The sequence below is a fragment of the Winslowiella arboricola genome (assembly GCF_025527015.1).
Classification (GTDB): domain Bacteria; phylum Pseudomonadota; class Gammaproteobacteria; order Enterobacterales; family Enterobacteriaceae; genus Erwinia; species Erwinia arboricola.
The window spans coordinates 1,261,594-1,286,090 of the sequence record NZ_JAODIM010000043.1 but is presented as its reverse complement, the minus strand read 5'-3'; the positions used below and the strand labels follow the sequence as shown (position 1 = coordinate 1,286,090).

The following is a 24,497-nucleotide window of genomic DNA, read 5'->3' as shown; positions in this document are numbered from 1 at the left end:
GGATTTCGGGGAAACATTCCGATGGCTCTGGAGCGGCCTGTCCGCGGAAGACCTCGGGATGGTCGCCCCGGGTATCTCGATCGGACAGCCGACGTTTTTACCGCTGCGCAAAACGTTTTTCAGGCTCAACCGGCGGGCGCTTCATCACCCGATCCAGCACCTCTGCTTCCAGCTCCGCCAGCTTTGCCGAGCCGCGACGTCGTGGACGTGGCAGATCGACCAGTAGATCCAGCCCGACATTCCCTTCCTCAATCAGCAGCACCCGGTCCGCCATCGCCACTGCTTCGCTGACATCATGCGTCACCAGCAGCACGGTAAAGTGATGTTGTTGCCACAGCGATTCGATTAACTCCTGCATTTCAATACGCGTCAGCGCATCCAGCGCGCCTAACGGTTCATCCAGCAGCAGCAGACCCGGACGATGGATCAGCGCGCGTGCCAGCGCCACACGCTGCTTCTGACCGCCGGAAAGGGCGGCAGGCCACTCCTGCGCACGATCGGCCAGACCCACCGCCTCCAGCGCTTCCAGCGCCGAACTGCGCCAGGCTTTACCGCGTAATCCGAGGCCGACATTATCAATCACGCTTTTCCACGGCAGTAGTCTGGCATCCTGGAACATCAGACGCGTATCGTCGCGTGCATCACTGAGCGGCGCGCTACCGGCCAGCAGTTCACCGGCGCTGGTGGTTTCCAGCCCGGCCAGCAGACGCAGCAGGGTGCTTTTGCCACAGCCGCTACGGCCGACCACCGCCACAAACTGGCCGGAGGGAATATGCAGATTGATATTATTAAGAATGCTGCGTCCGCTGTACTGCTTGCTGACGCCGTTGATCACCAGCGGCGTACCACTATTCAGACGCGCCGGAGAAGCTGGTAATTCACTCATGCGTTTTCCTCCTTCAGTTGATAGGCCGGATGCCAGCGCAGCCAGACGCGCTCAAGCAACAGCGCACTGACATCCGCCAGTTTACCGAGCAGGGCATAGAGAATAATCGCTACCACTACCACGTCGGTTTGTAAAAATTCACGGGCGTTCATCGCCAGATAGCCGATGCCGGAGTTGGCGGAAATGGTTTCTGCCACAATCAGCGTCAGCCACATCAGGCCGAGACCAAAGCGGACGCCGACCATAATCGACGGCAGGGCGCCTGGCAGGATCACCTGCACAAACAGGCTCCAGCCTGACAGGCCATAGCTGCGCGCCATCTCCACCAGCCCGCGATCGATATTGCGGATGCCGTGGTAGGTATTCAGGTAGATCGGGAATAGCGTACCGAGCGCCACCAGGAAGATCTTCGCCGCTTCATCAATGCCGAACCACAGGATCACCAGCGGGATCAACGCCAGATGCGGCACATTGCGCAGCATCTGCACTGAGGTATCCAGCAGGCGTTCGCCCCAGCGCGACATCCCGGTGATCAGTCCCAGCAGCAGGCCAATCGAGCCGCCGATGCTGAAGCCAATCACCGCGCGCCAGCCGCTGATCGCCAGGTGTTGCCACAACTCGCCGCTGGAGGATAAGCGCCAGAAGGTAATGACGATATTTTCCGGTGACGGCAGAATGCGCGTCGACAGCAGGCCGGTTTGTGAAGCAATCTGCCATATCACCACTAATAATACCGGCAGCGCCCAGGGGGCGAGCTGGTGAGCCAGTCGGGTGCGTTTATTGCTCATAATGACCTCTTAGCTCTGCGAGACTTTCTGCGGTGCAAAGCCGTGGGCCACAGCTTCGCCATGGGCAGAGATTTTGCCCGGCTGTGGGATCTCCGGCACGTTCAGATCCAGATGCGGGAACAGCAGCTCGCCAACCCGGTAGGCCTCTTCCAGATGCGGATAGCCGGAGAGGATAAAGGTCTCAATGCCGAGGTCGGCATACTCCTGCATCCGCGCCGCAACGGTTTCGCCATCACCCACCAGCGCGGTGCCTGCACCTCCGCGCACCAGACCGACACCGGCCCACAGATTCGGGCTGATTTCCAGCTTGTCACGTCGCCCGCCATGCAGTGAGGCCATCCGTTGCTGACCCACCGAGTCAGTGCGGGCAAAGGCCTGCTGCGCTCTGGCAATAGTGGCATCGTCAAGGTGGGAGATCAGTCGTTCCGCCGCCTGCCACGCTTCTTCATTGGTTTCGCGCACAATCACATGCAGGCGAATACCGAAACGCACGGTGCGGCCCTGTGCTGCCGCTTTGGCGCGCACGGTCTCAATTTTCTCTTTAACCAGCGCCGGTGGTTCGCCCCAGGTGAGATAGACATCAACCTGTTCGGCGGCAAGATCCTGCGCCACATCGGAGGATCCGCCAAACCACAGCGGCGGACGCGGTTGCTGCACCGGTTTAAACATCAGCCGGGCGCCGCGGACGTGGACATGTTTACCCTCATAATCGACGGTTTCTCCCTCCAGCACCCGGCGCCAGACGCGGGTAAATTCCGCTGACTCTTCATAGCGTTCGCGGTGGTCAAGGAACACGCCATCGCCTGCCAGCTCTTCCGGGTCGCCACCGGTTACCAGATTAAACAGGGTACGGCCATTGGAGAGACGATCGAGCGTCGCGGCCTGGCGCGCAGCCTGGGTAGGTGAAATAACCCCCGGACGCAGTGCTACCAGAAAACGCAGGCGTTGCGTCACCGGGATCAAGGACGCGGCCACCAGCCATGCGTCCTCACAGGAGCGGCCGGTGGGGATCAGTACCCCACTAAAACCAAGACGATCAGCGGCCTGCGCTATCTGCTGCAGATAGCCGTGGTCGACCGGACGTGCGCCTTCATCGGTGCCCAGATAGTGGCCATCACCGTGAGTTGGCAGAAACCAGAAAACAGAAAGACTCATGATGTGCTCCTTTATTGAGTGACCGGCGCGTCATGCCAGATACGATCGGCGATATTAACTTTTACCGGCATTAGATGGTTTTGATAAAACAGATCAGCAGTCTCCTGCTGGGCTTTCGCGGTCTGTTCGCTGACCGGCGCAATGGTGGCAGGCGGGCGGTGACTGAGATAACTGGCCAGTACCGGTTTCGGTAATCCCATCGCCTTCGCCAGTAACTCGATGCTCTCTTCGGTATGCGAGCGGGTCAGCGCATCAGCTTCGGTAAAGGACTCCAGCACCTGACGAATAAAGCCGCCATTCGCATTGGTAAAGCTGCGGGTGGCGAGATAGAAAGAGCCGGTGCGCGTCAAATCGCTGCCATCTTTTAACACCCGCACATCCCCCTGCAATAACGCGGCAGAGTAGTAAGGATCCCAGATAGCCCAGGCATCAACGTCACCTTGCTGGAAAGCGGCGCGCGCATCGGCCGGCGTGAGATAAGTGGCTTTAATATCGTTAAAGCTCAGACCGGCCTGCTGCAGGGCGCGCAGCAGTAAATTGTGCGAGCTGGAGCCTTTCTGAAACGCCACTTTATGCCCTTTCAGATCGGCAACGGTTTTCAGCGGGCTGTTCTTCGCCACCAGAATCACTTCCGCCTGCGGTTTTGCCGGTTCGGAACCGACATACAGCAGGTCAGCACCGGCTGCCTGGGCAAAAATCGGTGGAATATCGCCGGTGCTGCCGAGATCAATACTGCCGACATTAAGCGCTTCCAGCATTTGTGGTCCGGCCGGGAATTCGACCCATTTAATCTGAGTGTGCGGGAATTTCTTCTCCAGCAGCTGATGCGATTTCGCCAGCACCATGCTGACCGAACCTTTCTGGTAGCCAATGCGGAACTGGGCAGGTGCAGCCTCGTCGGCACTGGCCTGACCGCTAATCGCCAGCAGCGCGGTGAGTGCGGCGCCGGAAAGCAGAGTACGTAATCCTTTCATTATTCTGCTTCCTTATACTGCAGTGGCCAGCGCATGGTGACGACGTGATAACGCATGCCAGAATGTGTCCAGCGATTCATCCAGTCGCGAAGCCAGCAGCGGGCTGACTTCAGGATGACGGTCGTAATGGCTGATTTGCGTGTCATCGGCAAATACGCCGTGCAGCACTTCCTGTGCTTTCAGTGCATTCAGCACCGGCTTCAGGGCGTAATCCACCGCCAGCATATGGGCGACGGTGCCGCCGGTCGCCAGTGGCAACACCACTTTATGCTCCAGCGCACGCTCTGGCAGCAGATCCAGCAGGGTTTTCAACGCGCCTGAGAAAGAAGCTTTATAGATTGGCGTGGCGACAATCACCCCGTCGGCCCCTTCCAGATCCTGTTTCAGCGCCAGCAGCGCCGGAGAGTCAAAACGCGCGTAGAGTAAGTCTTCAGGCTGGAAGTTATGCAGATTCCATGGAATTACTTCGACACCACGCTTTTCCAGCGTCGCCTGGCAGAGGGTTAACAGCGCCGTGGAGCGTGATGGATAGCGAGGGCTTCCCGCCAGAGTAATAACGCGCATTACAGACTCCTTATAACTAAAAGTTATTGATTAATCTTACTTCAGAACTGATGGAGTTATCCTGACAGAGGCGCGGGAGGGGTTTAAATGATTTATCCGGCAAATCTAAGCCAGAATTCAGATAAGAAGGGCGATTAACGTTATGCGGCGGGTAAACGTTTGCGTTTATTTTGCCTGATTTGTCTCAGATCCTGTTTTTTCTTCTGTTTATCCCGGATAATACCGCCCCGATTTGCCACCGGGAATTCAGGAGTATGCATGTACTATCCTTTCGTTCGTAAGGCGCTGTTTCAGCTCGATCCAGAGCGCGCGCATGAACTGACTTTTCAGCAGTTACGTCGCCTTTCCGGCACCCCTTTTGAAGCCTTAATCCGGCAGAAATTACCGTCCAGGCCGGTAAAATGCATGGGGCTGACCTTTAAAAATGTATTAGGACTTGCCGCAGGGCTGGATAAAAATGGCGAATGCATTGATGCGCTGGCTGCGATGGGCTTTGGCCATATTGAAGTGGGTACCGTTACGCCGCGTCCGCAGGCCGGTAATGATAAGCCACGTATGTTCCGCATTATTGCCGCTGAAGGGATCATCAACCGCATGGGGTTCAATAACCTCGGCGTCGATCATTTAGTCGAAAACGTAAAAAAAGCGCATTTCAGCGGTATTCTCGGCATTAATATCGGCAAAAATAAAGACACGCCGGTTGAGCAGGGCAAAGACGATTATTTAATTTGCATGGAGAAGGTCTATCCCTATGCCGGTTATATCGCCATCAATATCTCTTCGCCGAACACCCCAGGATTACGCACGCTGCAATATGGTGAAGCACTGGACGACCTTCTCGCCGCGATTAAATTAAAGCAGAAGGATCTGGAAAGGATCCATCATAAATATGTGCCGGTGGCGGTAAAGATCGCGCCGGATCTTTCTGAAGAAGAGCTGATCCAAATAGCGGAAAGTTTGCTGCGCCATAATATTGATGCGGTTATCGCCACCAATACCACGCTCGATCGATCGCTGGTTGCCGGTTTAAAACATTGTGACGAAGCGGGAGGGCTTAGTGGCCGTCCGGTACAGTTACGCAGCACTGAAGTCATCCGCCGGCTGTCGCAGGAGCTACAAGGTCGCATGCCGATTATCGGTGTCGGCGGGATAGATTCACTGGTTGCGGCGCGCGAGAAAATCGCTGCGGGCGCCACGCTGGTGCAAATATATTCCGGCTTTATCTATAAAGGTCCGCCGCTTATTAAAGAAATCGTGACGCAATTGTGACCCGCCTCTGATACATTTCTGTGCTAATTCAGCCAGGGGCTTTATTTCTGCCTCTGGCTCGTTTATATTTTATCCCATTGAGTCATTATTTAGTCTATTATTCATTTTGCCGCTGCGTTTCTTCCTGCTTCAGCCATAATTTTTGCAGAACAGACTTGAGGCAATAGTAACAATTTATTTCTTAAAGGGCATACCATGAGAATTAAACCTGACGACAACTGGCGTTGGTTTTTTGACGCAGAGCACGATCGAATGATGCTCGATCTGGCGGATGGTATGCTATTCCGTTCCCGTTTCCCGCGTAAAATGCTAACCCCTGATGCCTTTGCCGTTTCAGGTTTTTGTGTTGACGATGCGGCGCTATTTTTTACCTTTGATGAAAAGTGCCGCCTGGCGGATCTGAATGCCGATCAGCGCGCCGAGCTGGTGCTGAATGCACTGGTGGCCACCCGCTTCCTGAAACCGCTGATGCCGAAAAGCTGGCATTTCGAAAGCCATCACCACGCGGAATGGCGTCCGGGTGAGGGCGATATGGTGAAAGTGCAGCTGTGTGAGAGTGGCGAGCAGGCGCGTTTGCTGGTGGTGGAAAGTGGTGAGAGTGCGGCGCTCTGTCTGCTGGCGCAGAGCCAGTTAACCCTGGCTGGCCGTAATATGGTGCTGGGTGATGCGATCAAAATTATGCACGATCGTTTGGTGCCCCAAAGTAAAAAAGAGTCGCTGCGTTACGATCAGGCGGTATAACACCTTACATCCTTCCAGGGGCGGCGTTTCTCGCCGCCCGCCTGAAAATCAGGCCAGTTCGATATCGCCAGCCGGAATACAACTACATGCCAGAATAGTGCCGTCCTGACGAATGGCGCTCTGCTTCATTGCCTTAACCTCTCCGGAAACCAGCGTCATTTTGCAACTGCCACAAATGCCGGCGCGACAGGAGTAGGGGATATTGTGTCCCTGCATCTCTAACTGCTCCAGTAGCACCTGCTGATTATTACCGCTGAAACTGTCGCCCAGATAACCGATGGTAACTTTACCGGCCGTCTGCGCCTGAACCTGCAGGGTTTCTACCACTTTTCCGGCGCCGTAAGGACGCGGCGGCTTGTTTTTCAGCACTTCAAGCGTGTCGCCAACGCGGACAACGCCACTGTTGCGGGCGATAAGATTCAGACCGAAGTCGACATCACCGCTGCCATCCAGTGCGCTACGGAAGGTTTGCAACGTGGCCAGCGGCTCGCCGCTCGGGTGTTTACGTCCGCGTTCCGGGCTGACGGTAGTGAAGATGCAGCGGCTGCAAGGCTTCGGCACCTCAAAAGTGATATCGCCGATGCGTATCACTGACCAGCTGTCTTCCGCCCATGGCGTAGCGCCGGTGACGACCAGGTTGGGGCGAAACTGCTCCATTTTGACGCTGGCCGGACAACGCTGTTGCAGATCGAACAGTGACGCTTCATTAACCAGCAAAAATGGATAGCCGTCGGCAAAACCGAGAGGCACTGCCGGTTTTTTCTTTACCCGTCGCGTCATTTCCGCTCCAACCCAGCGCAGCTGCACCGGGCGCGGAAAGAACTCGCTGAGCCAGTTATTAATCATCTCGGGGGCGATCATGGCGCTGAAGTGCGTGCCCCAGACTTCCGTTGGCGAGGCTTCAGTAGTGAAATCGGCAAAGCGAATGGTGGCGCTGCTGCCGTCTGGCGCGCTGAGAAACAGACCATCAACCGTCAGCGCCGGGGTAAACAGCACCATCTCCGGAAACTGGCGGGCAGTAATAAATTTACCATCCGCTTCGGTGATCATAAAAATACGATCAAACGCCAGACCACTCTCCAGCACCTGAGCGTGGGAAAGTTGCAGTCCACGCATCGACTTAACCGGATGAATAAACAGGCGCGACAAGCTAATCATGGGGGCTCTCCATGCTGTGACATACTATTCTGGACATCACTCGGACGAAATCACGACAAATCGTCGGACTAAAAGAAGCTAACTTTATGACATGCGTCTGTGATTAGCTATAATGCGCAACAATTTTCTCAGGACAGTAAGTGACGATATGAATTCTCTGTTTGCCAGTACGGCACGTGGGCTCGAAGAGCTATTAAAAAGTGAACTGGAAGCGCTGGGTGCGCATGACTGTCAGGTCGTCCAGGGCGGCGTGCATTTTCAGGGAGACGATCGTTTACTCTATCAGAGCCTGATGTGGAGTCGGCTGGCGTCACGCATTCTGCTGCCATTAACGGAATGTGGCGTTTACAGCGACCTCGACCTCTATCTTGGCGCCCAGGTTATCGACTGGACCGCGATGTTTGACAGTGACCGTACCTTTGCGGTGCATTTCAGCGGCACCAATGAGGTGATCAACAACAGCCAGTACGGCGCGCTGAAAGTGAAAGATGCGATTGTAGACAGCTTTACGCGCAAAAATCTGCCGCGTCCAAATGTCGATCGTGAACAGCCGGATATTCGCGTTAATGTCTGGTTGCATAAAGATACTGCCAGTATCGCGCTGGATCTCAGCGGCGACGGCCTGCATATGCGTGGTTATCGCCAGCAGGCTGGGCAGGCGCCGTTAAAAGAGACGCTGGCGGCAGCGATTGTGATGCGCTCCGGCTGGCAGGCGGGTACGCCGCTGATCGATCCGATGTGCGGTTCCGGCACCTTGCTAATTGAAGCGGCGATGATCGCCACCGATCGCGCGCCTGGTCTGCATCGCACGCATTGGGGCTTCCTCGGCTGGAATAAGCACGACGATGCGCTGTGGCGTGAAGTGACCAGCGAAGCGCAGGTGCGTGCGCGCCGTGGCGTGCAGGAGACCACTTCGCGCTTTTACGGTTATGACAACGATTCGCGGGTGATGGAGCGTGCGCGCGCCAATGCGCGTCGCGCCGGGCTGGCCGATCTGATCAGCTTTGACGTGCAGGATGTAGTAAAGCTGACGAATCCACTGCCGGAAGGTCCGACAGGTACAGTATTAAGTAACCCGCCATACGGTGAACGTCTGGAAAGTGAACCGGCGCTGATCGCGTTGCACAGCCAGCTGGGTCGCATTATGAAAAACCAGTTTGGCGGCTGGAACCTGTCGCTGTTTAGCGCCTCGCCTGAACTGTTGAGCTGCCTGTCGCTGCGTGCCGAGCGTCAGTTTAAAGCGAAAAATGGCCCGCTGGATTGCGTGCAGAAAAACTATCAGCTGGTGGCCAGCACCTCACCGAATGGCGCGGGTCAGATTGCCGAAGATTACGCGAATCGCCTGCGCAAGAATCTGAAGAAGCTGGAGAAGTGGGCGAAACAGGAAGGTATCGAGTGCTACCGTATTTATGACGCCGACCTGCCGGACTACAACGTGGCGGTCGATCGTTACGGTGACTGGGTGGTGATTCAGGAGTATGCTGCGCCGAAAACCATCGATCCCAATAAAGCCCGTCAGCGCCTGTTTGATGTGATCTCCGCCACGCTGAGCGTGCTCGATCTGCCAGCCAATAAGCTGGTAATGAAAACACGCGAAAAACAGAAGGGCAAAAGCCAGTATCAGAAGCTGGATCAGAAAGGCGATTTCTTCGAAGTTTCTGAATTCGATGCCAGATTGTGGGTCAATCTGACCGACTATCTCGACACCGGTCTGTTCCTTGATCACCGCGTTGCCCGTAAGATGCTGGGCCAGATGAGTAAAGGCAAAGACTTCCTCAATCTGTTTGCTTACACCGGTAGCGCCAGTGTGCATGCCGGACTGGGCGGTGCGCGCAGCACCACCACCGTTGATATGTCACGTACCTATCTGGAGTGGGCGGAACGCAACTTACGCCTCAACGGACTGACCGGACGTCAGCACCGTCTGATGCAGGCCGACTGCCTCAGCTGGTTGCGCGAAAGTAATGAGCAGTTCGACCTGATCTTTATCGATCCGCCGACCTTCTCCAACTCAAAACGCATGGAAGAGAGCTTTGATGTGCAGCGCGATCATCTCGCGCTGATGACCGACCTGAAACGCCTGTTGCGTAAAGGCGGCACCATTATGTTCTCCAATAACAAGCGCGGATTTAAAATGGATCATCAGGGTCTTTCTGACCTCGGTCTCCAGGCGCAGGAAATCACGGCGAAAACCCAGTCCCAGGATTTTGCCCGTAACCGTCAAATTCATAACTGCTGGCTGATTACTCACGCTGGTAAGGAATAAGTTTTATGTCACTGATCAGTATTCATGGCGCTTACCTGTCATTCAGCGATGCGCCGCTGTTGGATAACACTGAGCTTCATATCGAAGAGAATGAGCGCGTCTGTCTGGTAGGCCGTAACGGCGCCGGTAAATCGACGCTGATGAAGATTATCAACGGTGAGCAGCCGCTGGACGATGGCCGTATTATTTACGAACAGGATCTGGTAGTGGCGCGTCTGCAGCAGGATCCACCACGTAATGTGCAGGGCACGGTGTATGACTTTGTCGCCGAAGGCGTAGCGGAGCAGGCCGAGCATCTGAAGGCGTATCACGCCATCTCCCATGTGGTGATGGAAGATCCCAGCGATAAAAATCTTAATGAGATGGCGCGTCTGCAAACCATTCTCGACCATCAGAATCTGTGGCAGCTGGAAGGACGCATTAATGATGTGCTGGAGCAGATCGGCCTCGAAGCCGATGCGCCACTCTCTTCGCTCTCCGGTGGCTGGCTGCGTAAAGCGGCGCTGGGTCGCGCGCTGGTCAGTAACCCACGGGTGCTGATGCTCGATGAGCCAACTAACCACCTTGATATCGAAACCATTGACTGGTTGGAAGGCTTCCTGAAAACCTTCCAGGGCAGCATCGTGTTTATTTCCCACGACCGCTCCTTTATCCGCAATATGGCGACACGTATTGTTGACCTCGATCGCGGCAAGCTGGTCTCGTGGCCGGGCGATTACGATCAGTTCCTGCTGGGTAAAGAGGAAGCGCTGCGCGTCGAAGAGATGCAGAATGCCGAGTTCGATCGCAAACTGGCGCAGGAAGAAGTGTGGATCCGTCAGGGCATCAAAGCGCGCCGTACGCGTAACGAAGGCCGCGTGCGTGCGTTAAAAGCGTTGCGCCGTGAGCGTTCTGAGCGCCGTGAAGTGATGGGCAAAGCCAATATGTCAGTGGGAGAAGCGACCCGCTCAGGCAAAATTGTCTTTGAACTGGAGAGCGTTAACTACAGCGTCTCCGGCAAGCAGCTGGTGAAAGATTTCTCCGCGCAGGTACAGCGTGGCGACAAAATCGCGCTGGTGGGACCGAATGGCTGTGGCAAAACCACGCTACTGCGCCTGATGCTGGATCAGCTGAAAGCCGACAGCGGCCGTGTGCATATTGGCACCAAGCTGGAAGTGGCCTATTTCGACCAGCATCGCGCCGAACTGGATCCGGATCGTACGGTGATGGATAACCTCGCCGAAGGTAAACAGGAAGTGCTGGTCAATGGTAAACCGCGCCATGTGCTCGGTTATCTGCAGGACTTCCTGTTCCATCCAAAACGTGCGATGACCCCGGTGCGCGCACTGTCGGGCGGCGAGCGCAACCGCCTGCTGCTGGCGCGTCTGTTCCTGAAACCCAGCAACCTGCTGATTCTCGATGAACCGACTAACGACCTCGATGTGGAAACGCTGGAGCTGCTGGAAGAGTTGATCGATGGTTATCAGGGCAGCGTGCTGCTGGTCAGCCACGATCGTCAGTTCGTTGATAACACCGTGACCGACTGCTGGATCTTCGAAGGTAATGGCGAGATCGGCTGTTTTGTTGGTGGCTACCACGATGCGCAGCTGCAGCGTGCGGCTTACAAACAGACCCGTGCGGCCAATAAGCCGGTTAGCGCGCCAAAAGCTGATACGGTTAAAAGCGAAACTGTTAAACGTCCGGCAAGCAAACTAAGCTATAACCTCCAGCGTGAGCTGGAACTGTTGCCGCAACAGCTGGAAACGCTGGAGAAGAGGATTGTCGATCTGCAGGCGCAGATGGGTGATGCCAGTTTCTTTAACCAGCCACATGACAAGACCCAACCGGTGCTGGATGCGCTGGCAAATACCGAGCAGGAGCTGGAAACCGCCTTTGAGCGTTGGGAATACCTTGAATCCCTGAAAAATGGCGCCTGATACTACGGGAGAAAAAGGGTATGTGTTCGTCGGACCACGCGCATCACTGGATGCTTTGTCCCCAATGTGACCTGATGACACAGCTGCCGGTGCTACAGCCCGGCAGCAAAGCGAGCTGTCCACGCTGTCATACCACATTAGTCTCGAGCTGGGTTGAGCCGCGTAAGCGGCCAACAGCTTACGGGATCGCCGCGCTGTTTATGCTACTGCTCGCCAATCTCTTCCCCTTTATCAATATGCAGGTTGCCGGCCTGAGTAGTCAGATTACCCTGATGCAGATCCCGCGGGTGATGGTGTCTGAAGACTACAGCAGCCTGGCCACCCTGTTTCTGCTGTTTGTGCAGGGCGTTCCGGCGTTCTGTATGGTGGCAATTTTGCTGCTGGTAAACCAGGTGCGGATGCCGGAAGGATTACGTCGCTGGATGGCGCGTATTCTGTTCCAGCTGAAAAGCTGGGGCATGGCGGAGATTTTTCTCGCTGGTGTGCTGGTCAGCTTTGTGAAACTGATGGCTTATGGCGATATTGGTATCGGCAGCAGTTTTGTACCCTGGTGCCTGTTTTGTCTGTTACAGCTGCGCGCCTTCCAGTGTGTCGATCGACGCTGGTTGTGGCAGCGTGTGGCGCCCATGCCAGCACTGCCGCTAAAACCGCTGGCGGGTATCAGCGGGCTGCGTCAGGGCGTGCGTTCCTGCCGCTGCTGTACCGCGATTCTGCCTGTCGACCAGCTTCACTGCCCACGCTGTGGCGCTGCCGGTCATGCGCGGCGTAAACACAGCCTGCAATGGACGCTGGCGCTGCTGATTACCTCAATCGTGCTCTATTTTCCCGCCAATTTGCTGCCGATTATGGTCACTGAAGCACTGGGTAACCAGATTAGCTCGACCATTATGGCCGGGGTGATTTTACTCTGGAGTGACGGATCTTATCCGGTGGCGCTGGTGATCTTTATTGCCAGTATTATGGTGCCGACGCTGAAGATGATTGCCATCGCCTGGCTGTGCTGGGATGCGCAGGGCTATGGCCGCCGTGACGGTGAAAAGATGCATCTGATCTATGAAGTGGTTGAATTTGTCGGACGTTGGTCGATGATCGACGTATTTGTGATTGCCGTACTCTCTGCGCTGGTGCGTATGGGGCGGTTAATGAGTATTTATCCCGCAGTGGGCGCGTTATTGTTTGCGATGGTGGTGATACTGACCATGTTCGCAGCAATGACCTTTGATCCGCGCTTAACCTGGGATCGAGTACGTGAAAAAAGTATTGAGGAGCCGAGCGTTGACGGAAAATAATCACGGCGTCGCCAAAGTCGAGCAGATCAAACGCTGGTCGCCCGTCTGGATCATTCCCATTGTCACCATACTGATTGGGGCGTGGATCCTGTTTTATCACTTCAGCCATCAGGGGCCGGAAGTTACCCTTATCACCACCAATGCTGAAGGCATTGAAGGTGGAAAAACTGCGATTAAAAGTCGTAGCGTCAATGTCGGCGTCGTCGAGAGTGCGGTACTGAGCGACGATCTGAAACACGTTGAAATTAAAGCCCGCCTGAATTCCGGCATGGAGAAGCTACTGCATGGCGATAGCGCCTTTTGGGTAGTGAAGCCGCAGATCGGTAGCGAAGGCGTGACCGGTCTGGGCACGCTGCTTTCTGGCGCTTATATCGAACTGCAGCCCGGTAATCAGGGTGAGCAGCCCGAGCGCTATGACCTGCTCGACGCGCCACCGCTGGCGCCACCCGATGCGAAAGGTATCCGCATTACGCTCGACAGTAATAAAGCGGGCCAGCTGAATGCGGGCGATCCGGTGCTGTTCCGCGGCTATCGCGTGGGTTCTGTGGAGACCAGCAAATTCGATGCGGACAAGCGTGCGATGCGTTATCAGCTGTTTATCGCCGCGCCTTACGATCGCCTGATCACCAGTAATGTGCGTTTCTGGAAAGACAGCGGTATTGCCGTTGATATGTCTGCCTCCGGCATGCGGGTGGAGATGGGCTCTCTGACCACGCTGTTTAGCGGCGGCGTCAGCTTTGATATCCCGGATGGCCGGGAACTGGGTGTGCCGGCGGAAAACAATGCTGAATACCAGCTGTTCGACGACCAGCGCAGTATCCAGGATTCGCTCTACACCGATCATGTCGATTTTGTCATGTTCTTTAGTGATTCGATCCGCGGCCTGCAGCCGGGCGCGCCGGTAGAATTCCGTGGCATTCGTCTCGGCACGGTGGCGCAGGTACCGTTCCTGGTGCCGGGCACTAATCAGAAGCTGAATACCGATTATCGCATTCCGGTGCTGATCCGCATTGAACCTGAGCGCTTCCTCAACCGTTTAGGCGAGGATTTCAATCTTGAACAGCATCTGCAGGAAGGCAAGCAGCGCGGACTGCGGGCATCGCTGAAATCCGCTAACCTGCTGACCGGTTCACTGTATATCGATCTCGACTTCTACGATGGCATCAAGCCTTACACCGGGCCGAATAAGATTGGCGGCTATGAGATTATCCCGACCACCAGCGGTGGCCTGAGTCAGATTCAGCAGAAACTGATGGCGGCACTGGATAAGGTCAACGCGTTGCCGTTGAACCCGATGATCAATGAAGCGACCGGCACTCTGGCAGAAAGCCAGCGCACGCTACGCGAACTGCAGAAAACGCTGGATAACCTGAATCAGATCACCTCCAGTCAGTCGATGAAGGATCTGCCACAGGATATGCAGCAGACGCTGCGTGAACTCAATCGCAGTATGAAGGGCTTCCAGCCAGGTTCACCGGCTTACAGTAAAATGGTGGGTGATATGCAGCGTCTTGACCAGGTCATGCGTGAACTGCAACCGGTACTGAAGACCCTGAACAGTAAGAGCAATGCGCTGGTGTTTGAAGCGAAACCCGGTCAGGACCCACAGCCGAAGAGGGCGAAATAATGATGAAATGGATCCCGCTGGCGATGGCGCTGGCGTTAAGCGCCTGTAGCAGTACGCCAGAGACCACTTACTATCAACTGCCGGCCACCGCCGCCGGCCAGTCTGCCAGCAGTAGCGACAGCCCGCAGGCAGTGCTGTGGGTGGAGCATGTTTCGGTACCGGATTATCTGGCGGGGAATGGTGTGGTCTATCAGACCAGCGATGTGCAGTACGTTATCGCCGCGAATAACCTGTGGGCCAGCCCACTGGATCAACAGTTGCAGCAGACGCTGGTCAGCAATCTCAGCGCCGCATTGCCGCAGTGGATTGTTTCCGCCTCTCCCCTCGGCGAGCAGCATGACACGCTAAATGTTAATGTCAGCGGTTTCCATGGCCGCTACGATGGTAATGTTATCGTCAGTGGTGAGTGGATTTTGCAACATAACAACCAGTTGATTAAGCGCCCATTCCAGCTTTCTCTGCCGCAAAATGAAGATGGTTACGATGCGTTAGTAAGAACGCTGGCTAAAGGATGGCAGCAGGAAGCGCAGCAAATCGCTAATGAATTATCACGCTTAAATCAGAAGTAATTTTTCTTTAGTGCTAAGTCCTTGATTGTCAGATAGCAGCATTGTCTGAGGATCAGGGACTTTTTATTTGTTTTTTCAGTGAGATAAAAAGAGTATTTGTGATTCAACAGCCTGGCGGAATTTATAATTTTAGCTCACATTTATGACATTGGCGTGAATATTGCGCATTGATCTTTCCAGTTTAAGAATGTAGAACTTAAGTGTGGCTGCACATTCTGTAACCACTGTTTTCTTTGATACCAAATTCCAGCAGACCTAAAATGAGGGAAACGAGGCATGATGAAGAGACAGAAACGTGATCGCCTGGATCGCGCGCATTCACGGGGTTATCAAGCGGGGATCTCTGGACGCTCAAAAGAGATGTGTCCCTATCAGTTGATTGATCAACGATCTCACTGGTTGGGAGGTTGGCGACAAGCCATGGAGGACAGGGCGGTTACTGCAGCGTAACTGGCTGTCCACTGTTTTAAGGAAGTTAACCTCCGCTAAGCGCGGAGGTTTTCGTTTCTGGAGCTGAGAGGCTGTGCAGGCGAGAGTAATTACTTTGTGATAAGCGGGGTTATTAACGCGATAACCACAGGGATAATTAAAGATGTTAACAGGATGCCCAATAACCATCTCTGGAATGAATCAAACCGCCCCTGCAATGAATCAAACCGCCCCTGGAATGAATCAAACCGCGTATTCATTGCATCAAACATGGCGCTGAATTTGGTGTCCATTGCATCAAACCTGGCACTGAATTTGGTGTCCATTGCATCAAACTTGTTATCCATCTTTTCTTCTAATGTCTTAACATCAGAACGAAGCTCACGAATATCCTGCTTCATATCCGTCAGGGTAGTATTGATATGTCTGACATCTGACTCAAACCTTGTCACTCTGGATTCCATGCTATACCCTCCGCCATCCCGGCTATGTTTTGCGACCTTCCAGTTACTTACTGTTGATATCGTCAGATTACTGCGCATATTTTACCCGCCACTTCCTTTCTTGTCATCGCTATCTCTCCACTGAAAAACAGGGCGTACAGAAAAATTATCACCGTTACTGCCATTGAGTACGGTTTGATGGCGCTTATCTTATCCAGGCCAGAGCGGAGAGCAATAAAATGATCTTTTTTTTACAAAGAGTAAAATATTCAAGTAACTCAGTTGGTTAATAAGGATGTCACCGTGGGCGTGGCAATTAAGCAGGGAGGTGGAACGCAGCGTAATGAAGGTTGGAACAGAGGATTTTATAGGTCCTGACAACATTGTATCAGGACCCCGAAAGCTTGCTTTAGAAAGCGGTGGTAACTCTAACTAACTATTCACCACAGATCACCACCATTCATATCTCATCGCACCAAATCCCGCCAAACCAACACATTTCACAAAATAACTTGTCACCAGCAATCACTGTCGTTCATCATCTTTCACTAAATCGTGTATCACGGCGTATATCACGCGCGAGGCAGTGATGGGTGAGATCAATAAATTAAGCGATAAGAAGCTCAAAACCTACCTTGGTAGCCCGAGGGAAAAAGAAATAACCGTGGCCGATGGCAAAGGATTATCAATCCGGGTCAGTAAGTCTGGTCATGTCAGCTGGGTTTATGCTTACCGCTTGGGTGGGAGGGGAAGCCCGCTTGAGCGCATTTCTCTTGGCGCCTACCCGGACGTCAGCCTTAAGCTGGCAAGAGAAAAAAGGGATGAATGCCGGACGTGGCTTGCTGACGGACACAATCCAAAGGCGAAGATTAAAGAAAGCAGAGACGAGAGGCTTACGCCGGTCACTGTAAAAGATGCTCTGGAATACTGGCTAACTGAATATGCAGCAACAAATCGCTCCGACGAGAAGGATCGGCGCGCGCAGTTCTCTAAACACATTTATCCATTTATTGGCGACATGCCACTTAAGGATACCGAAACACGTCACTGGCTGACGTGCTTAGACCGTGTAAAAAGAAAATATCCGGTGGCATCTGGAACGATACTGGTTGCAGCTAAGCAGGCTATGAAATTTTGCAGGGTAAGAAATTATGCAGTCTCTGAGGCCTTGGATCTGCTTTCGGTGCCGGATGTTGGAAAGATGGCAAGCAGGAGGGCCAGAACGCTTAAGGATAAAGAGCTTGGCGAATTGTGGCGCGCTGTTAACTCCGAAGGAATAACGCCTTACCATAGCAGGACGCTTAAGCTACTTGCCTTATTTGGTTCTCGCACCCAAGAGGTAAGACTATCAACCTGGAAAGAATGGGACTTTGATGAATCTTTGTGGACGGTTCCTGTATTGCACAGCAAAAACAGTGAAGAGATCATCCGGCCAATACCTGATGGCATAGTTTCGTGGCTTAAAGAATTGAAGGGCGATGCTGGCCGGGACGACCTGATACTCGGAGAGTTAAAATCGGGCGAGGCTGTGAGCCAGATGTGCAGGCACATTTACGCCCGACTGGGGCACGATGATCCATGGACACCTCACGACCTCCGCCGCACCTTTTCAACCAAAATGAATGATCTTGGCATCGCCCCCCATGTGGTAGAGCAGCTGATCGGGCACAGACTTGGCGGCATAATGGCTGTATATAATCGCAGCCAGTATATACCAGAGAAAAGGCGGGCTATGGAGGTTTGGTTGGAAAGGTTAGAGTTGCTGGGCGGGAATGCTGAGAACGTTGTTTTATTGAACACCTACGCGGCCCGTAAGTCCGCCATGGGTTGATTGTGAACCCAGTGCAATAATTCTGACAACAGCCATCCGCATTTTTTGCCATACATGCGACGTGCCGGATATTTTCCATCCTGCTCCAGATAGTACGAGTAGGTGCGGCAAATGCCGGTTATCTTTCGGCGCTCTGCTTCGTAGATGACACGGTCATATTTTTCACCGTAATGGGTGAGCATTAGCCGCGCCTGCTCAGGCTCAACATTATATCGGTCCATTTTTACCTCTGATTAAAGTCTGGCGAATAACGCCCAGATGATGATTACGATTACTGCAGCTATGAGAATGTGGGGAAGGGTGATCATGATGCTTTCAGGAAAATTACCCAGTGCGTTTTATCGGCTTTGCCGGTGCGTTGCCAGATAGTCGGTTTCTGGTCAGTAAGGGCGATCACCTGGCTTACCGGTATCTGCGTTTCATTCCATTTGAATATCAAAGTGCCGTGTGGCCGCAACACGCGGAATGCTTCATTGAACCCGGCGCGGATGTCATCCCGCCACGTTGATTTATCAAGGGCGCCATATTTTTTACGCATCCAGCTATTTTCCCCGGCGCGTTCAAGGTGCGGCGGATCGAAGACCACCTGTGCAAAAGAGCCATCGGCAAAGGGCAGGTGTCGAAAGTCTGAAATAACGTCCGGGCTAATTTGCAGCGCGCGACCATCGCAAAGAATATGCGACTCGTCTCGCTTATCGGCGAAAACTGCCCGGCTATCCTTCTTATCCATCCAGAACATGCGGGAACCACAGCACATATCCAGAATGCTAATTTCGGTCATAATCTCTCCTTCAGAACGCCATTAAGCACGCCAATGCACCACAGCAAATCGACGAACCGATATACCGGCTCGATCCGCTTATAGTGCGCCTGAATGATTGGTCTGCTGATGTCGTCGCGGTTAACTTTGGGATTGGCCTTAATGGCGTCTTTGATTTCCTGATTGCACTGCCGGGCGACAGCGCGCAAAGCATTACTCTGCTCTGGCGTCATGCTCCTTCACTCCGTTATGCCACTCTCCGCTGGCTAATCGCCCACAGTTCGCGCTCATGATCTTCCCGGCATTCAGGGCAGCAATAGCTTGTGCCGGTAAGCGACTTCTCGCCGCAATCGCCATTCAAACAGACCGGTGACGGCGGCGGCGCTGGCTTCTTGTTCCTGAGTGCAATCTCAATTTGCAGCTCTGCGAGGGCTGCTGCTTCATCTACCGGATCGGCGTAGTTCATGGGTAACTCCTCGATTTTGGGCGTAAAAAACCGCTCTCGGCGGCATGTTTGCTAATGCTTAATCTGCTTTTTCATCTTCTGGTGAGTGTATAAACCACCATGTATGAAGCCGAGAAGATAGGCAGCAGGGAAGACTAAGGCGATGATGGCGATTGTGGTCATTCTGCCACCTTGTAAGGGATATTGGCCGCCTTAAGTGCTGCCATTATGCGTGTCAGGTAGCCTTCCTTATCGTCTGCATAGAGGTAAGGGTGAGGCAACGCAACCGGCTCAGCCTGAAGCGCTGACAGGGCGATTTGCTGGCGCTCCAGCTTGCTTTCATGATACGCAACCCAGCCTTTGCCGTATGTGGTAAGGCATTTCTGTATTTGAGTAATTTCCTCTTTGGCATCAGCAATCAACGCCAGGCGTTTTTCTTCGGTCATGGTTTCACCTTCCCGTAAGCAGCAGCTTGTTCAATCAACTCCTCGGCGTCTACAGTGAAGGTGTGAACAGTTTCCATGCCACCAACTTTCCCGCCTGCAAGGCGATGACCGGTATTATCATCGCCAATGCAGAGGGAGAAGCCCCCAGACTGGCTGTGGCAAACCTCAATCCTGACCTTGCCTTTTGCAAGCTTGCTCATGGCTGCTCTCCCGCGCGCAAACAGTCGGTGATTTTCCAGTAACCCTTCCTTTTCATGTAGTCCGGCACTGACTTTAGCAAGCTATTGTCTGGGTTGGATATTTTTAGCGCGTGGACTAAACGTCGAATTTGCATAGACAATTCGCCCACTTCGGCGCGCTGCGCCTCAACCAGATTCCCCACCTTTTCAGAGTGAAAATTAATCTGGTCCTGCATACAGTCAAACTGCAATGTGGCTGAGTCACGCTCAGCTTCCAGCGCCTGAACCTGCTGATGCAACTCGGCGAACTTACGTACCAGATAAGCCGGGATGCCTTCGCTAACCTTGATGTCGCCAGGTAGCGCTTTCCCGAGGATTATTCCGCGCATTTTGTGTTCGGTTATTTTCATCGGCTGGCTTCCTTCTGCTGCTCCCACGCCTTATCCATAAACCCTTCGCTAAATTCCATTTCAGGAGCCTGCGCAAAAGCGATATACGCCTCTTCCTGACAGTTCGTGCAGTAACCAGAGCGGATTCTGCATCCGCAATTTTCGCATTCTTTACTCATCTCATAGCTCCGTTATCCATAGTCCAGCCTTTATCAATCGCGCACGCCGCTGTGCTGCCAGAATATTTTCCTGACGCTGCTCTTCGCCCGATTCAGCAAATGCTTTCCAGCTGACGACGATAGTTTTCTTCGGGGTGACTTTTGGCGCGATGCGTTTAGGGCTGGCGGTGAGGGTGTAGGTTCGGTCGCGATTCCCTTCGCTGTCGGTAGTCCATTCGGTGGCGGTTATTGTGGCTACTTTGGTGCGGTCAAAGTGAGAGCCTAAGGCTTTATGCAACTCGCGCGGTTCCATCCTGAATATCGCGGCCAGCTCCTTGCCGGTCATTGGGACTTTGCTGAGTTGCCAGGCTACTTTCTCCCTTAGCCCGTCATTGGGGCAGCCACGGCCACGGCGATACATGGCTATTTTTCGCATGACTATCTCCTTATTCCTGCCTTGCGGCGCCACCCAAACCAAAGCGTCGGTCTGTGTAATCGGAGTAAACTTCTCGGATTTCTGCCGGGTCAGTGACGATGATTTTCGGCTGCTTAGGCCAGAAGGATGATTCGAGCGCCAGCAGGGAAGTCCGCTTCCTCTTCGTTTTAATCTTCATCTGGTTAAGCCGGTCATGCTGTTCGCCGCGTTTAGCCGCCGACCATGCAGCCACCACGCCAGCCAAAACTTCCTGTTTCTGCGCCTCCATGCGGTTATCTGATTCATACATCCTTATCAGGCGCGCTCTGCTTTCTTCCGGGCATAGCGATACCGCCTCTGTCTGACGAGGTGTTAGCTGCACAGTGGGTTTCCTGTCGTTAGTTAGGCGGCTTGTTTCAGCTCGGCCAGGCGAATGCCGGTGATGTCTTTGCACTTCATTTGATGATCGGGGTGACCATTCAGTGCTGACCATGCCTTTTTGTACTCACTCTGAAGGGTGGCTTTGTCGGACTCTTTCCCGGCGTACTCGGTGAATTGAGATAAAATAGCGTCGGCGTTTTGAGGGGTTACGTTATGCACCTCCGAATCAGCGTCAATTGCCGTCTCTTCCGTAGGTATGCAGAATGCCTGAAATGCAGCGTATTTGTAGGCGATAGACATTGCCTTATTGGTGGCTTTGTCGCCGCTATCCATCGCTTCACCGTAGGTGACAACCGTATGCTTGCTGCCGTCTTCCGTGGCGACAAAATCAAACTCAGCTTTAACGACAACATAAAACAGCACGCCGCCTTTCTGCGTGACTCGCTCCGTCACTGTTCGCTCGGTAATCCGGGGGAGAATAACCAGGCCATGTTTCGCCAGCATCGGCGCGAGCGCGTTATATACCTGGTCGATGCCTCTAAACTGAAACCCCTGCTGCACGTTCTTCCTGTCCTTGCTGATGCCTTTTTCTGCCATATCCCTGGCGACATTACTGATAGCCTCATAAACCTTCATAGAAGCCTCCCATCATCATATCCTGCTGCTCCGTGCGATGATCGGCGTTAGCTTCCTGCTGCGCCAGTTCGAATGTCATTGGTTCGATGACTGCGGCCATCAGGCTGATAAAACATGCATCAGCCTCGGTATCTTCCAGTGTCACGCTACGGCCTCCTGAGTGACTATGTAGCCCTGCTCGTTGAGCCACTCGAAAACTTCCTTGATGTCGATCTGCCCCAACAACTCCTTGTCTGAGAATTTTTGCAGAGTTACATCGTGTATCTCTGCCACCATCATCCCGGGTCGATAACCGGCGCGGGTGGTGATATCGCTGCATTCAATGGTGATTTTCACGGTCTGCCCTCCGAACGAAGAAATTCGACCAGCTTATCCAGCAAGCTTTTACGCGGTGGCGGGGTGAAGCTTGCGCTGGTCAGGATGTTGGATGGGTGAAACTGGATAGATTTAAACGCGTCAAAACTGGAGCCACCCACGCGGGTAGCCCCTGCAATAGCTAACTGTTGCATGGGTGATTCCTTAAATTTGATTAGTAGGTGATGCTGGTATGCGGGATGTTGCCGTCTTTGATTTGCATCAGAACATCAATGGACTGGACGCGAGTTAGGCCAGCGTTCGCCATAAGAGCGTTAACAACGGCAGTGCCAACGGACTTACGGTGCGCTTCGTTAGCTGCGCGGGCGGCAGCTTCATCGGCTACGCGTTTCTCTTCAGCCAGGCGGGAGGCTTCTTTCTGCTCAGCTTCGAGCTTAATGCGATCGGCTTCCTGTTTTGCCTTCAGCTGCTCGGCTGCAATGGCTTCATTTTTTTCACGCTCGACGCGCTCAGCTGTTTCTTTCTTTTCACGTTCAGCTCGTTGATCCGCTTCAATGCGGTCATTCTCTGCTTTCTCAGCTGAGGCTTTAAGTGCTGCTTCGCGCTGTGCCGCTGCCTCCAACTCAAGGCGTGCTGCTTCAGCCACTTCGCGTTTGGCCTTATCTGCTGCCTGCTGCTGTAACTCCTGTTCGTAAGCAATCCGTTTGCGCTCGGCTTCGGCTTTAGCATCGGCGGCATCACGGTCGAATTTGTCATTCATGAGCAGGGCGACTTCGTAATCGGCTTCGAAACGCTCAGCCAGCGCTTTGTCGAAATCGGCATTCAGCGTCAGCGCTTCTTCGTGCCAGGCTTCCATTTCCGCTACCGCTTTTAAGCGATCCTGCTCGGCTTCCCACTCAGTCAGTGGCTGGCGTGTTGCATCGCGCAGTTCGTCACAGGCATCAACGAATCGCTTTATTTCCACTTCAGCTGGCTTCATAGCCTCTTTCAGGCGCTTCAGGTACTCACGTCCCGGCTTTTCTATTGCCGTCTTGCTGCGTGATACCTGCGCCGCCAGTGATGCCACGCGGGTGCGGCCTTTGGTGGTGCTAAGGTCAGGCACCTCGTTAACCTGCTGACGAATGATTTCGAGGTAAGCATCAAGCCCGTTTGGAACATAAAGCGCTGGTGCCTGGTCAGGCTTAATTTCGATAACTGCAATATCCGTTGTCTCTGTCATATTCCTCTCCTGTGGGCATAAAAAAGCCCTCACGAAGAGGGCAAAGAAGTGTCATGGGTGATGTGGGTCACATCGTCAGCCGCTATCGGTTAATAACGGCTTGCGGTGTCACTCAGATGGTGCATTCATAAAGAGGAGTCCACGCCTTCACGTCATAAATCCGCTCGTCCCAGTCTAAGTCAGAAAAATCTCCAGCATCCTCCTGATAGACCGCCGTTTTATATTCGCCATCATCCGTGAACACTACGCAGCGCTGCTCATCTTCAGGCGTCTGCTTTTCTAAATCTATCCACTCCATTCTCATCTCCTTAAGCAGCTGTTATTGGCCGAGCGCCTTGGCAATTGCGGCTTTAGCTTTTGTGATCGGATGGTCGCCTGAATACTCAACATTGTGACCGTGCATCGTTGTTGCCCACACTTCAATGCGCTGAAGTGCCTCGAATAGTTCAGGGGCAGCAGCCATTAGCTGGCCGTTTTCATCCTCTTTTCCGTTAACTATCAGATCAGCAATAAGCCCTCCTTTATCGCTGATTATTTCACCCAGCGGACCCTGATAACTCCACTTTTCCTTTGTGCCTTTAAACTCACTCATCCTTCCTCCCATTTCTTCAGCTGTTCAGCATTCATCGTCTTGCTGGTTACCTTTCCTGCAAAGACTCCGTAGCCCTCTATTAAATCTGCACGCCACAGATAGCCGCAGAACAGCTTTGTGACGCGCCATTTACCATCCTTGCGTTCGACTATCATGTTTCACCTGGCGTAAAAAAGCCCCGCATGTGCAGGGCAGAAAGTTTGCGTATTCGCCCGTCGGCGTTGCGATTCACATAACCCGCCCTCCGGTAGCGCGCCAGATTAAATGTGGTGGCTGGCTCCACCTCTGCGATGTAAGCACGATACTGAGCGTCATAGCCGAAGCTGATACCCAGATGCCGCACCAAAGATTTAGGCAATAAAAAAGGCCGCGTTACGCGACCGTTTCGGAAAGTTTAAAGTTAATGTCAGGGTGAGCAGTACTATTAAGCATGGCAACTGTTTCCTCTGCCGCTTCGTCATCGTCAGCTGCAATGTGAAACGAGAACACCTGGTGATCATCTTCAAATGCCACTACTTCATGCATTTCTCACCTCACTATATGAACCGCATTGCGGGGTAGGGGGGAAGTGTGCCGGGATATTTATCCACGCCCGGCGCGTGCCTTCCCGGCTTTCCACAGTCAAAGGAAAAGGATAGACTGCTGTTTCTACAGTCA

At 53.6% G+C, this 24,497-nt stretch carries 35 protein-coding genes; 9 read left to right on the top strand and 26 right to left on the bottom strand.

What is annotated here, in order from left to right; genetic code table 11:
- Window positions 1-97: 97 nt before the first annotated feature.
- Genes ssuB through ssuE form a run of 5 tightly spaced genes read right to left on the bottom strand, consistent with a single transcriptional unit; the run spans window position 98 to window position 4,367 of the window.
- The gene (ssuB, locus tag N5923_RS23675) at window positions 98-886 is read right to left on the bottom strand and encodes an aliphatic sulfonates ABC transporter ATP-binding protein (protein ID WP_267144300.1); all 789 of its coding nucleotides are present in this window, start codon (window positions 884-886) and stop codon (window positions 98-100) included.
- Window positions 883-1,674 (bottom strand): aliphatic sulfonate ABC transporter permease SsuC, encoded by a 792-nt coding sequence (ssuC, locus tag N5923_RS23670; RefSeq protein WP_267144301.1) that lies wholly within the window; start codon window positions 1,672-1,674, stop codon window positions 883-885. The genes ssuB and ssuC overlap by 4 nt, the downstream gene beginning before the upstream one ends.
- A gap of 9 nt (window positions 1,675-1,683) precedes the next feature.
- Window positions 1,684-2,829, bottom strand: coding sequence for an FMNH2-dependent alkanesulfonate monooxygenase (ssuD, locus tag N5923_RS23665; protein WP_267144302.1), 1,146 nt, complete (start codon window positions 2,827-2,829; stop codon window positions 1,684-1,686).
- 11 nt (window positions 2,830-2,840) lie between these two features.
- Complete coding sequence (locus tag N5923_RS23660; protein ID WP_267144303.1) at window positions 2,841-3,803, bottom strand: sulfonate ABC transporter substrate-binding protein; 963 nt, start codon at window positions 3,801-3,803, stop codon at window positions 2,841-2,843.
- 12 nt (window positions 3,804-3,815) lie between these two features.
- The gene (ssuE, locus tag N5923_RS23655) at window positions 3,816-4,367 is read right to left on the bottom strand and encodes an NADPH-dependent FMN reductase (RefSeq protein ID WP_267144304.1); all 552 of its coding nucleotides are present in this window, start codon (window positions 4,365-4,367) and stop codon (window positions 3,816-3,818) included.
- 258 nt (window positions 4,368-4,625) lie between these two features.
- Here ssuE and pyrD point away from each other — a divergent pair, with 258 nt between their 5' ends.
- Both pyrD and N5923_RS23645 read left to right on the top strand, forming a co-directional pair.
- A complete protein-coding gene (gene pyrD, locus N5923_RS23650; RefSeq protein ID WP_267144305.1) occupies window positions 4,626-5,636 on the top strand; it encodes a quinone-dependent dihydroorotate dehydrogenase in 1,011 nt (336 codons plus the stop codon).
- A gap of 195 nt (window positions 5,637-5,831) precedes the next feature.
- A complete protein-coding gene (locus N5923_RS23645; protein WP_267144306.1) occupies window positions 5,832-6,377 on the top strand; it encodes a cell division protein ZapC in 546 nt (181 codons plus the stop codon).
- 48 nt (window positions 6,378-6,425) lie between these two features.
- On the opposite strand, the gene N5923_RS23640 is transcribed toward N5923_RS23645, so the two are convergent.
- Window positions 6,426-7,535, bottom strand: coding sequence for a YcbX family protein (locus N5923_RS23640; protein WP_267144307.1), 1,110 nt, complete (start codon window positions 7,533-7,535; stop codon window positions 6,426-6,428).
- A 148-nt stretch (window positions 7,536-7,683) separates the two neighbouring features.
- On the opposite strand from N5923_RS23640, the gene rlmKL reads away from it, so the two are divergent.
- From rlmKL to rmf, 6 genes are all read left to right on the top strand, one after another.
- Window positions 7,684-9,801: a bifunctional 23S rRNA (guanine(2069)-N(7))-methyltransferase RlmK/23S rRNA (guanine(2445)-N(2))-methyltransferase RlmL gene (gene rlmKL / locus N5923_RS23635; protein ID WP_267144308.1), complete on the top strand. Its 2,118-nt coding sequence runs from the start codon at window positions 7,684-7,686 to the stop codon at window positions 9,799-9,801.
- Window positions 9,802-9,806: 5 nt separating this feature from the next.
- On the top strand, window positions 9,807-11,717 hold the full coding sequence (locus N5923_RS23630) for an ABC transporter ATP-binding protein (RefSeq protein ID WP_267144309.1): 1,911 nt from the start codon (window positions 9,807-9,809) through the stop codon (window positions 11,715-11,717).
- A 20-nt stretch (window positions 11,718-11,737) separates the two neighbouring features.
- A complete protein-coding gene (pqiA, locus tag N5923_RS23625; RefSeq protein ID WP_267144310.1) occupies window positions 11,738-13,006 on the top strand; it encodes a membrane integrity-associated transporter subunit PqiA in 1,269 nt (422 codons plus the stop codon).
- On the top strand, window positions 12,993-14,633 hold the full coding sequence (gene pqiB, locus N5923_RS23620) for an intermembrane transport protein PqiB (protein ID WP_267144311.1): 1,641 nt from the start codon (window positions 12,993-12,995) through the stop codon (window positions 14,631-14,633). Before pqiA ends, pqiB begins: the two co-directional genes overlap by 14 nt.
- Window positions 14,633-15,202, top strand: a complete 570-nt coding sequence (gene pqiC, locus N5923_RS23615; RefSeq protein WP_267144312.1) for a membrane integrity-associated transporter subunit PqiC — start codon at window positions 14,633-14,635, stop codon at window positions 15,200-15,202. Before pqiB ends, pqiC begins: the two co-directional genes overlap by 1 nt.
- Window positions 15,203-15,481: 279 nt before the next feature.
- The gene (gene rmf, locus N5923_RS23610) at window positions 15,482-15,652 is read left to right on the top strand and encodes a ribosome modulation factor (protein WP_071590539.1); all 171 of its coding nucleotides are present in this window, start codon (window positions 15,482-15,484) and stop codon (window positions 15,650-15,652) included.
- Between the two features lie 89 nt (window positions 15,653-15,741).
- Here rmf and N5923_RS23605 read toward each other — a convergent pair whose 3' ends face one another.
- Window positions 15,742-16,095: a hypothetical protein gene (locus N5923_RS23605; protein WP_267144313.1), complete on the bottom strand. Its 354-nt coding sequence runs from the start codon at window positions 16,093-16,095 to the stop codon at window positions 15,742-15,744.
- Window positions 16,096-16,660: 565 nt separating this feature from the next.
- Between N5923_RS23605 and N5923_RS23600 the strand changes: the two genes are divergently transcribed.
- Window positions 16,661-17,905, top strand: coding sequence for a tyrosine-type recombinase/integrase (locus N5923_RS23600; protein ID WP_267144314.1), 1,245 nt, complete (start codon window positions 16,661-16,663; stop codon window positions 17,903-17,905).
- Here N5923_RS23600 and N5923_RS23595 read toward each other — a convergent pair.
- From N5923_RS23595 to N5923_RS23505, 19 genes are all read right to left on the bottom strand, one after another.
- Window positions 17,875-18,126 carry a helix-turn-helix transcriptional regulator gene (locus N5923_RS23595; RefSeq protein ID WP_267144315.1) on the bottom strand — a complete coding sequence of 84 codons (252 nt, stop codon included), beginning with the start codon at window positions 18,124-18,126 and terminating at the stop codon, window positions 17,875-17,877. The genes N5923_RS23600 and N5923_RS23595 overlap by 31 nt on opposite strands.
- Window positions 18,127-18,209: 83 nt before the next feature.
- The gene (locus N5923_RS23590; protein WP_267144316.1) at window positions 18,210-18,686 is read right to left on the bottom strand and encodes a class I SAM-dependent methyltransferase; all 477 of its coding nucleotides are present in this window, start codon (window positions 18,684-18,686) and stop codon (window positions 18,210-18,212) included.
- Window positions 18,683-18,898, bottom strand: coding sequence for a hypothetical protein (locus N5923_RS23585; protein ID WP_267144317.1), 216 nt, complete (start codon window positions 18,896-18,898; stop codon window positions 18,683-18,685). Before N5923_RS23585 ends, N5923_RS23590 begins: the two co-directional genes overlap by 4 nt.
- 14 nt (window positions 18,899-18,912) lie before the next feature.
- The gene (locus tag N5923_RS23580) at window positions 18,913-19,131 is read right to left on the bottom strand and encodes a hypothetical protein (protein WP_267144318.1); all 219 of its coding nucleotides are present in this window, start codon (window positions 19,129-19,131) and stop codon (window positions 18,913-18,915) included.
- Window positions 19,132-19,289: 158 nt separating this feature from the next.
- Window positions 19,290-19,556, bottom strand: a complete 267-nt coding sequence (locus tag N5923_RS23575; RefSeq protein ID WP_267144319.1) for a hypothetical protein — start codon at window positions 19,554-19,556, stop codon at window positions 19,290-19,292.
- Window positions 19,553-19,756 carry a hypothetical protein gene (locus N5923_RS23570; protein WP_267144320.1) on the bottom strand — a complete coding sequence of 68 codons (204 nt, stop codon included), beginning with the start codon at window positions 19,754-19,756 and terminating at the stop codon, window positions 19,553-19,555. Before N5923_RS23570 ends, N5923_RS23575 begins: the two co-directional genes overlap by 4 nt.
- Window positions 19,753-20,145: a hypothetical protein gene (locus N5923_RS23565; RefSeq protein WP_267144321.1), complete on the bottom strand. Its 393-nt coding sequence runs from the start codon at window positions 20,143-20,145 to the stop codon at window positions 19,753-19,755. Before N5923_RS23565 ends, N5923_RS23570 begins: the two co-directional genes overlap by 4 nt.
- Window positions 20,142-20,303: a hypothetical protein gene (locus N5923_RS23560; protein WP_267145274.1), complete on the bottom strand. Its 162-nt coding sequence runs from the start codon at window positions 20,301-20,303 to the stop codon at window positions 20,142-20,144. The genes N5923_RS23565 and N5923_RS23560 overlap by 4 nt, the downstream gene beginning before the upstream one ends.
- A 1-nt stretch (window position 20,304) precedes the next feature.
- Window positions 20,305-20,718, bottom strand: a complete 414-nt coding sequence (locus N5923_RS23555) for a hypothetical protein (protein WP_267144322.1) — start codon at window positions 20,716-20,718, stop codon at window positions 20,305-20,307.
- A 10-nt stretch (window positions 20,719-20,728) separates the two neighbouring features.
- Window positions 20,729-21,079 (bottom strand): hypothetical protein, encoded by a 351-nt coding sequence (locus N5923_RS23550; RefSeq protein ID WP_267144323.1) that lies wholly within the window; start codon window positions 21,077-21,079, stop codon window positions 20,729-20,731.
- 20 nt (window positions 21,080-21,099) lie between these two features.
- Window positions 21,100-21,714 carry an ERF family protein gene (locus N5923_RS23545; protein ID WP_267144324.1) on the bottom strand — a complete coding sequence of 205 codons (615 nt, stop codon included), beginning with the start codon at window positions 21,712-21,714 and terminating at the stop codon, window positions 21,100-21,102.
- Window positions 21,701-21,859, bottom strand: coding sequence for a hypothetical protein (locus tag N5923_RS23540; protein WP_267144325.1), 159 nt, complete (start codon window positions 21,857-21,859; stop codon window positions 21,701-21,703). Before N5923_RS23540 ends, N5923_RS23545 begins: the two co-directional genes overlap by 14 nt.
- A complete protein-coding gene (locus tag N5923_RS23535) occupies window positions 21,856-22,050 on the bottom strand; it encodes a hypothetical protein (protein ID WP_267144326.1) in 195 nt (64 codons plus the stop codon). Before N5923_RS23535 ends, N5923_RS23540 begins: the two co-directional genes overlap by 4 nt.
- Window positions 22,047-22,223: a hypothetical protein gene (locus tag N5923_RS23530; protein ID WP_267144327.1), complete on the bottom strand. Its 177-nt coding sequence runs from the start codon at window positions 22,221-22,223 to the stop codon at window positions 22,047-22,049. Before N5923_RS23530 ends, N5923_RS23535 begins: the two co-directional genes overlap by 4 nt.
- Before the next feature lie 20 nt (window positions 22,224-22,243).
- A complete protein-coding gene (locus N5923_RS23525) occupies window positions 22,244-23,248 on the bottom strand; it encodes a hypothetical protein (protein ID WP_267145273.1) in 1,005 nt (334 codons plus the stop codon).
- A 112-nt stretch (window positions 23,249-23,360) separates the two neighbouring features.
- Entirely contained in the window at window positions 23,361-23,546 is a 186-nt protein-coding gene (locus tag N5923_RS23520; protein WP_267144329.1) for a hypothetical protein, read from the bottom strand.
- A 21-nt stretch (window positions 23,547-23,567) separates the two neighbouring features.
- Complete coding sequence (locus N5923_RS23515; protein WP_267144330.1) at window positions 23,568-23,840, bottom strand: hypothetical protein; 273 nt, start codon at window positions 23,838-23,840, stop codon at window positions 23,568-23,570.
- A complete protein-coding gene (locus tag N5923_RS23510; protein ID WP_267144331.1) occupies window positions 23,837-23,995 on the bottom strand; it encodes a hypothetical protein in 159 nt (52 codons plus the stop codon). Before N5923_RS23510 ends, N5923_RS23515 begins: the two co-directional genes overlap by 4 nt.
- A gap of 217 nt (window positions 23,996-24,212) precedes the next feature.
- Complete coding sequence (locus N5923_RS23505; RefSeq protein WP_267144332.1) at window positions 24,213-24,365, bottom strand: hypothetical protein; 153 nt, start codon at window positions 24,363-24,365, stop codon at window positions 24,213-24,215.
- Between the last annotated feature and the right edge of the window lie 132 nt (window positions 24,366-24,497).

Bases quoted from the DNA above. Each gene is read 5' to 3' on its own strand.
- rlmKL (WP_267144308.1), top strand. From the start codon at position 7,684: ATGAATTCTCTGTTTGCCAGTACGGCACGTGGGCTCGAAGAGCTATTA.
- N5923_RS23590 (WP_267144316.1), bottom strand. From the start codon at position 18,686: ATGACCGAAATTAGCATTCTGGATATGTGCTGTGGTTCCCGCATGTTC.
- N5923_RS23660 (WP_267144303.1), bottom strand. From the start codon at position 3,803: ATGAAAGGATTACGTACTCTGCTTTCCGGCGCCGCACTCACCGCGCTG.
- N5923_RS23585 (WP_267144317.1), bottom strand. From the start codon at position 18,898: ATGACGCCAGAGCAGAGTAATGCTTTGCGCGCTGTCGCCCGGCAGTGC.
- N5923_RS23565 (WP_267144321.1), bottom strand. From the start codon at position 20,145: ATGAAAATAACCGAACACAAAATGCGCGGAATAATCCTCGGGAAAGCG.
- rmf (WP_071590539.1), top strand. From the start codon at position 15,482: ATGAAGAGACAGAAACGTGATCGCCTGGATCGCGCGCATTCACGGGGT.
- N5923_RS23640 (WP_267144307.1), bottom strand. From the start codon at position 7,535: ATGATTAGCTTGTCGCGCCTGTTTATTCATCCGGTTAAGTCGATGCGT.
- N5923_RS23580 (WP_267144318.1), bottom strand. From the start codon at position 19,131: ATGAACTACGCCGATCCGGTAGATGAAGCAGCAGCCCTCGCAGAGCTG.
- N5923_RS23510 (WP_267144331.1), bottom strand. From the start codon at position 23,995: ATGATAGTCGAACGCAAGGATGGTAAATGGCGCGTCACAAAGCTGTTC.
- ssuE (WP_267144304.1), bottom strand. From the start codon at position 4,367: ATGCGCGTTATTACTCTGGCGGGAAGCCCTCGCTATCCATCACGCTCC.
- N5923_RS23605 (WP_267144313.1), bottom strand. From the start codon at position 16,095: ATGGAATCCAGAGTGACAAGGTTTGAGTCAGATGTCAGACATATCAAT.
- ssuB (WP_267144300.1), bottom strand. From the start codon at position 886: ATGAGTGAATTACCAGCTTCTCCGGCGCGTCTGAATAGTGGTACGCCG.
- pqiC (WP_267144312.1), top strand. From the start codon at position 14,633: ATGATGAAATGGATCCCGCTGGCGATGGCGCTGGCGTTAAGCGCCTGT.
- N5923_RS23630 (WP_267144309.1), top strand. From the start codon at position 9,807: ATGTCACTGATCAGTATTCATGGCGCTTACCTGTCATTCAGCGATGCG.
- N5923_RS23560 (WP_267145274.1), bottom strand. From the start codon at position 20,303: ATGAGTAAAGAATGCGAAAATTGCGGATGCAGAATCCGCTCTGGTTAC.
- N5923_RS23530 (WP_267144327.1), bottom strand. From the start codon at position 22,223: ATGCAACAGTTAGCTATTGCAGGGGCTACCCGCGTGGGTGGCTCCAGT.
- N5923_RS23645 (WP_267144306.1), top strand. From the start codon at position 5,832: ATGAGAATTAAACCTGACGACAACTGGCGTTGGTTTTTTGACGCAGAG.
- pqiA (WP_267144310.1), top strand. From the start codon at position 11,738: ATGTGTTCGTCGGACCACGCGCATCACTGGATGCTTTGTCCCCAATGT.
- ssuC (WP_267144301.1), bottom strand. From the start codon at position 1,674: ATGAGCAATAAACGCACCCGACTGGCTCACCAGCTCGCCCCCTGGGCG.
- N5923_RS23555 (WP_267144322.1), bottom strand. From the start codon at position 20,718: ATGCGAAAAATAGCCATGTATCGCCGTGGCCGTGGCTGCCCCAATGAC.
- N5923_RS23520 (WP_267144329.1), bottom strand. From the start codon at position 23,546: ATGGAGTGGATAGATTTAGAAAAGCAGACGCCTGAAGATGAGCAGCGC.
- ssuD (WP_267144302.1), bottom strand. From the start codon at position 2,829: ATGAGTCTTTCTGTTTTCTGGTTTCTGCCAACTCACGGTGATGGCCAC.
- N5923_RS23575 (WP_267144319.1), bottom strand. From the start codon at position 19,556: ATGACCGAAGAAAAACGCCTGGCGTTGATTGCTGATGCCAAAGAGGAA.
- N5923_RS23595 (WP_267144315.1), bottom strand. From the start codon at position 18,126: ATGGACCGATATAATGTTGAGCCTGAGCAGGCGCGGCTAATGCTCACC.
- pyrD (WP_267144305.1), top strand. From the start codon at position 4,626: ATGTACTATCCTTTCGTTCGTAAGGCGCTGTTTCAGCTCGATCCAGAG.
- N5923_RS23545 (WP_267144324.1), bottom strand. From the start codon at position 21,714: ATGAAGGTTTATGAGGCTATCAGTAATGTCGCCAGGGATATGGCAGAA.
- N5923_RS23570 (WP_267144320.1), bottom strand. From the start codon at position 19,756: ATGAGCAAGCTTGCAAAAGGCAAGGTCAGGATTGAGGTTTGCCACAGC.
- N5923_RS23505 (WP_267144332.1), bottom strand. From the start codon at position 24,365: ATGCATGAAGTAGTGGCATTTGAAGATGATCACCAGGTGTTCTCGTTT.
- N5923_RS23525 (WP_267145273.1), bottom strand. From the start codon at position 23,248: ATGACAGAGACAACGGATATTGCAGTTATCGAAATTAAGCCTGACCAG.
- N5923_RS23515 (WP_267144330.1), bottom strand. From the start codon at position 23,840: ATGAGTGAGTTTAAAGGCACAAAGGAAAAGTGGAGTTATCAGGGTCCG.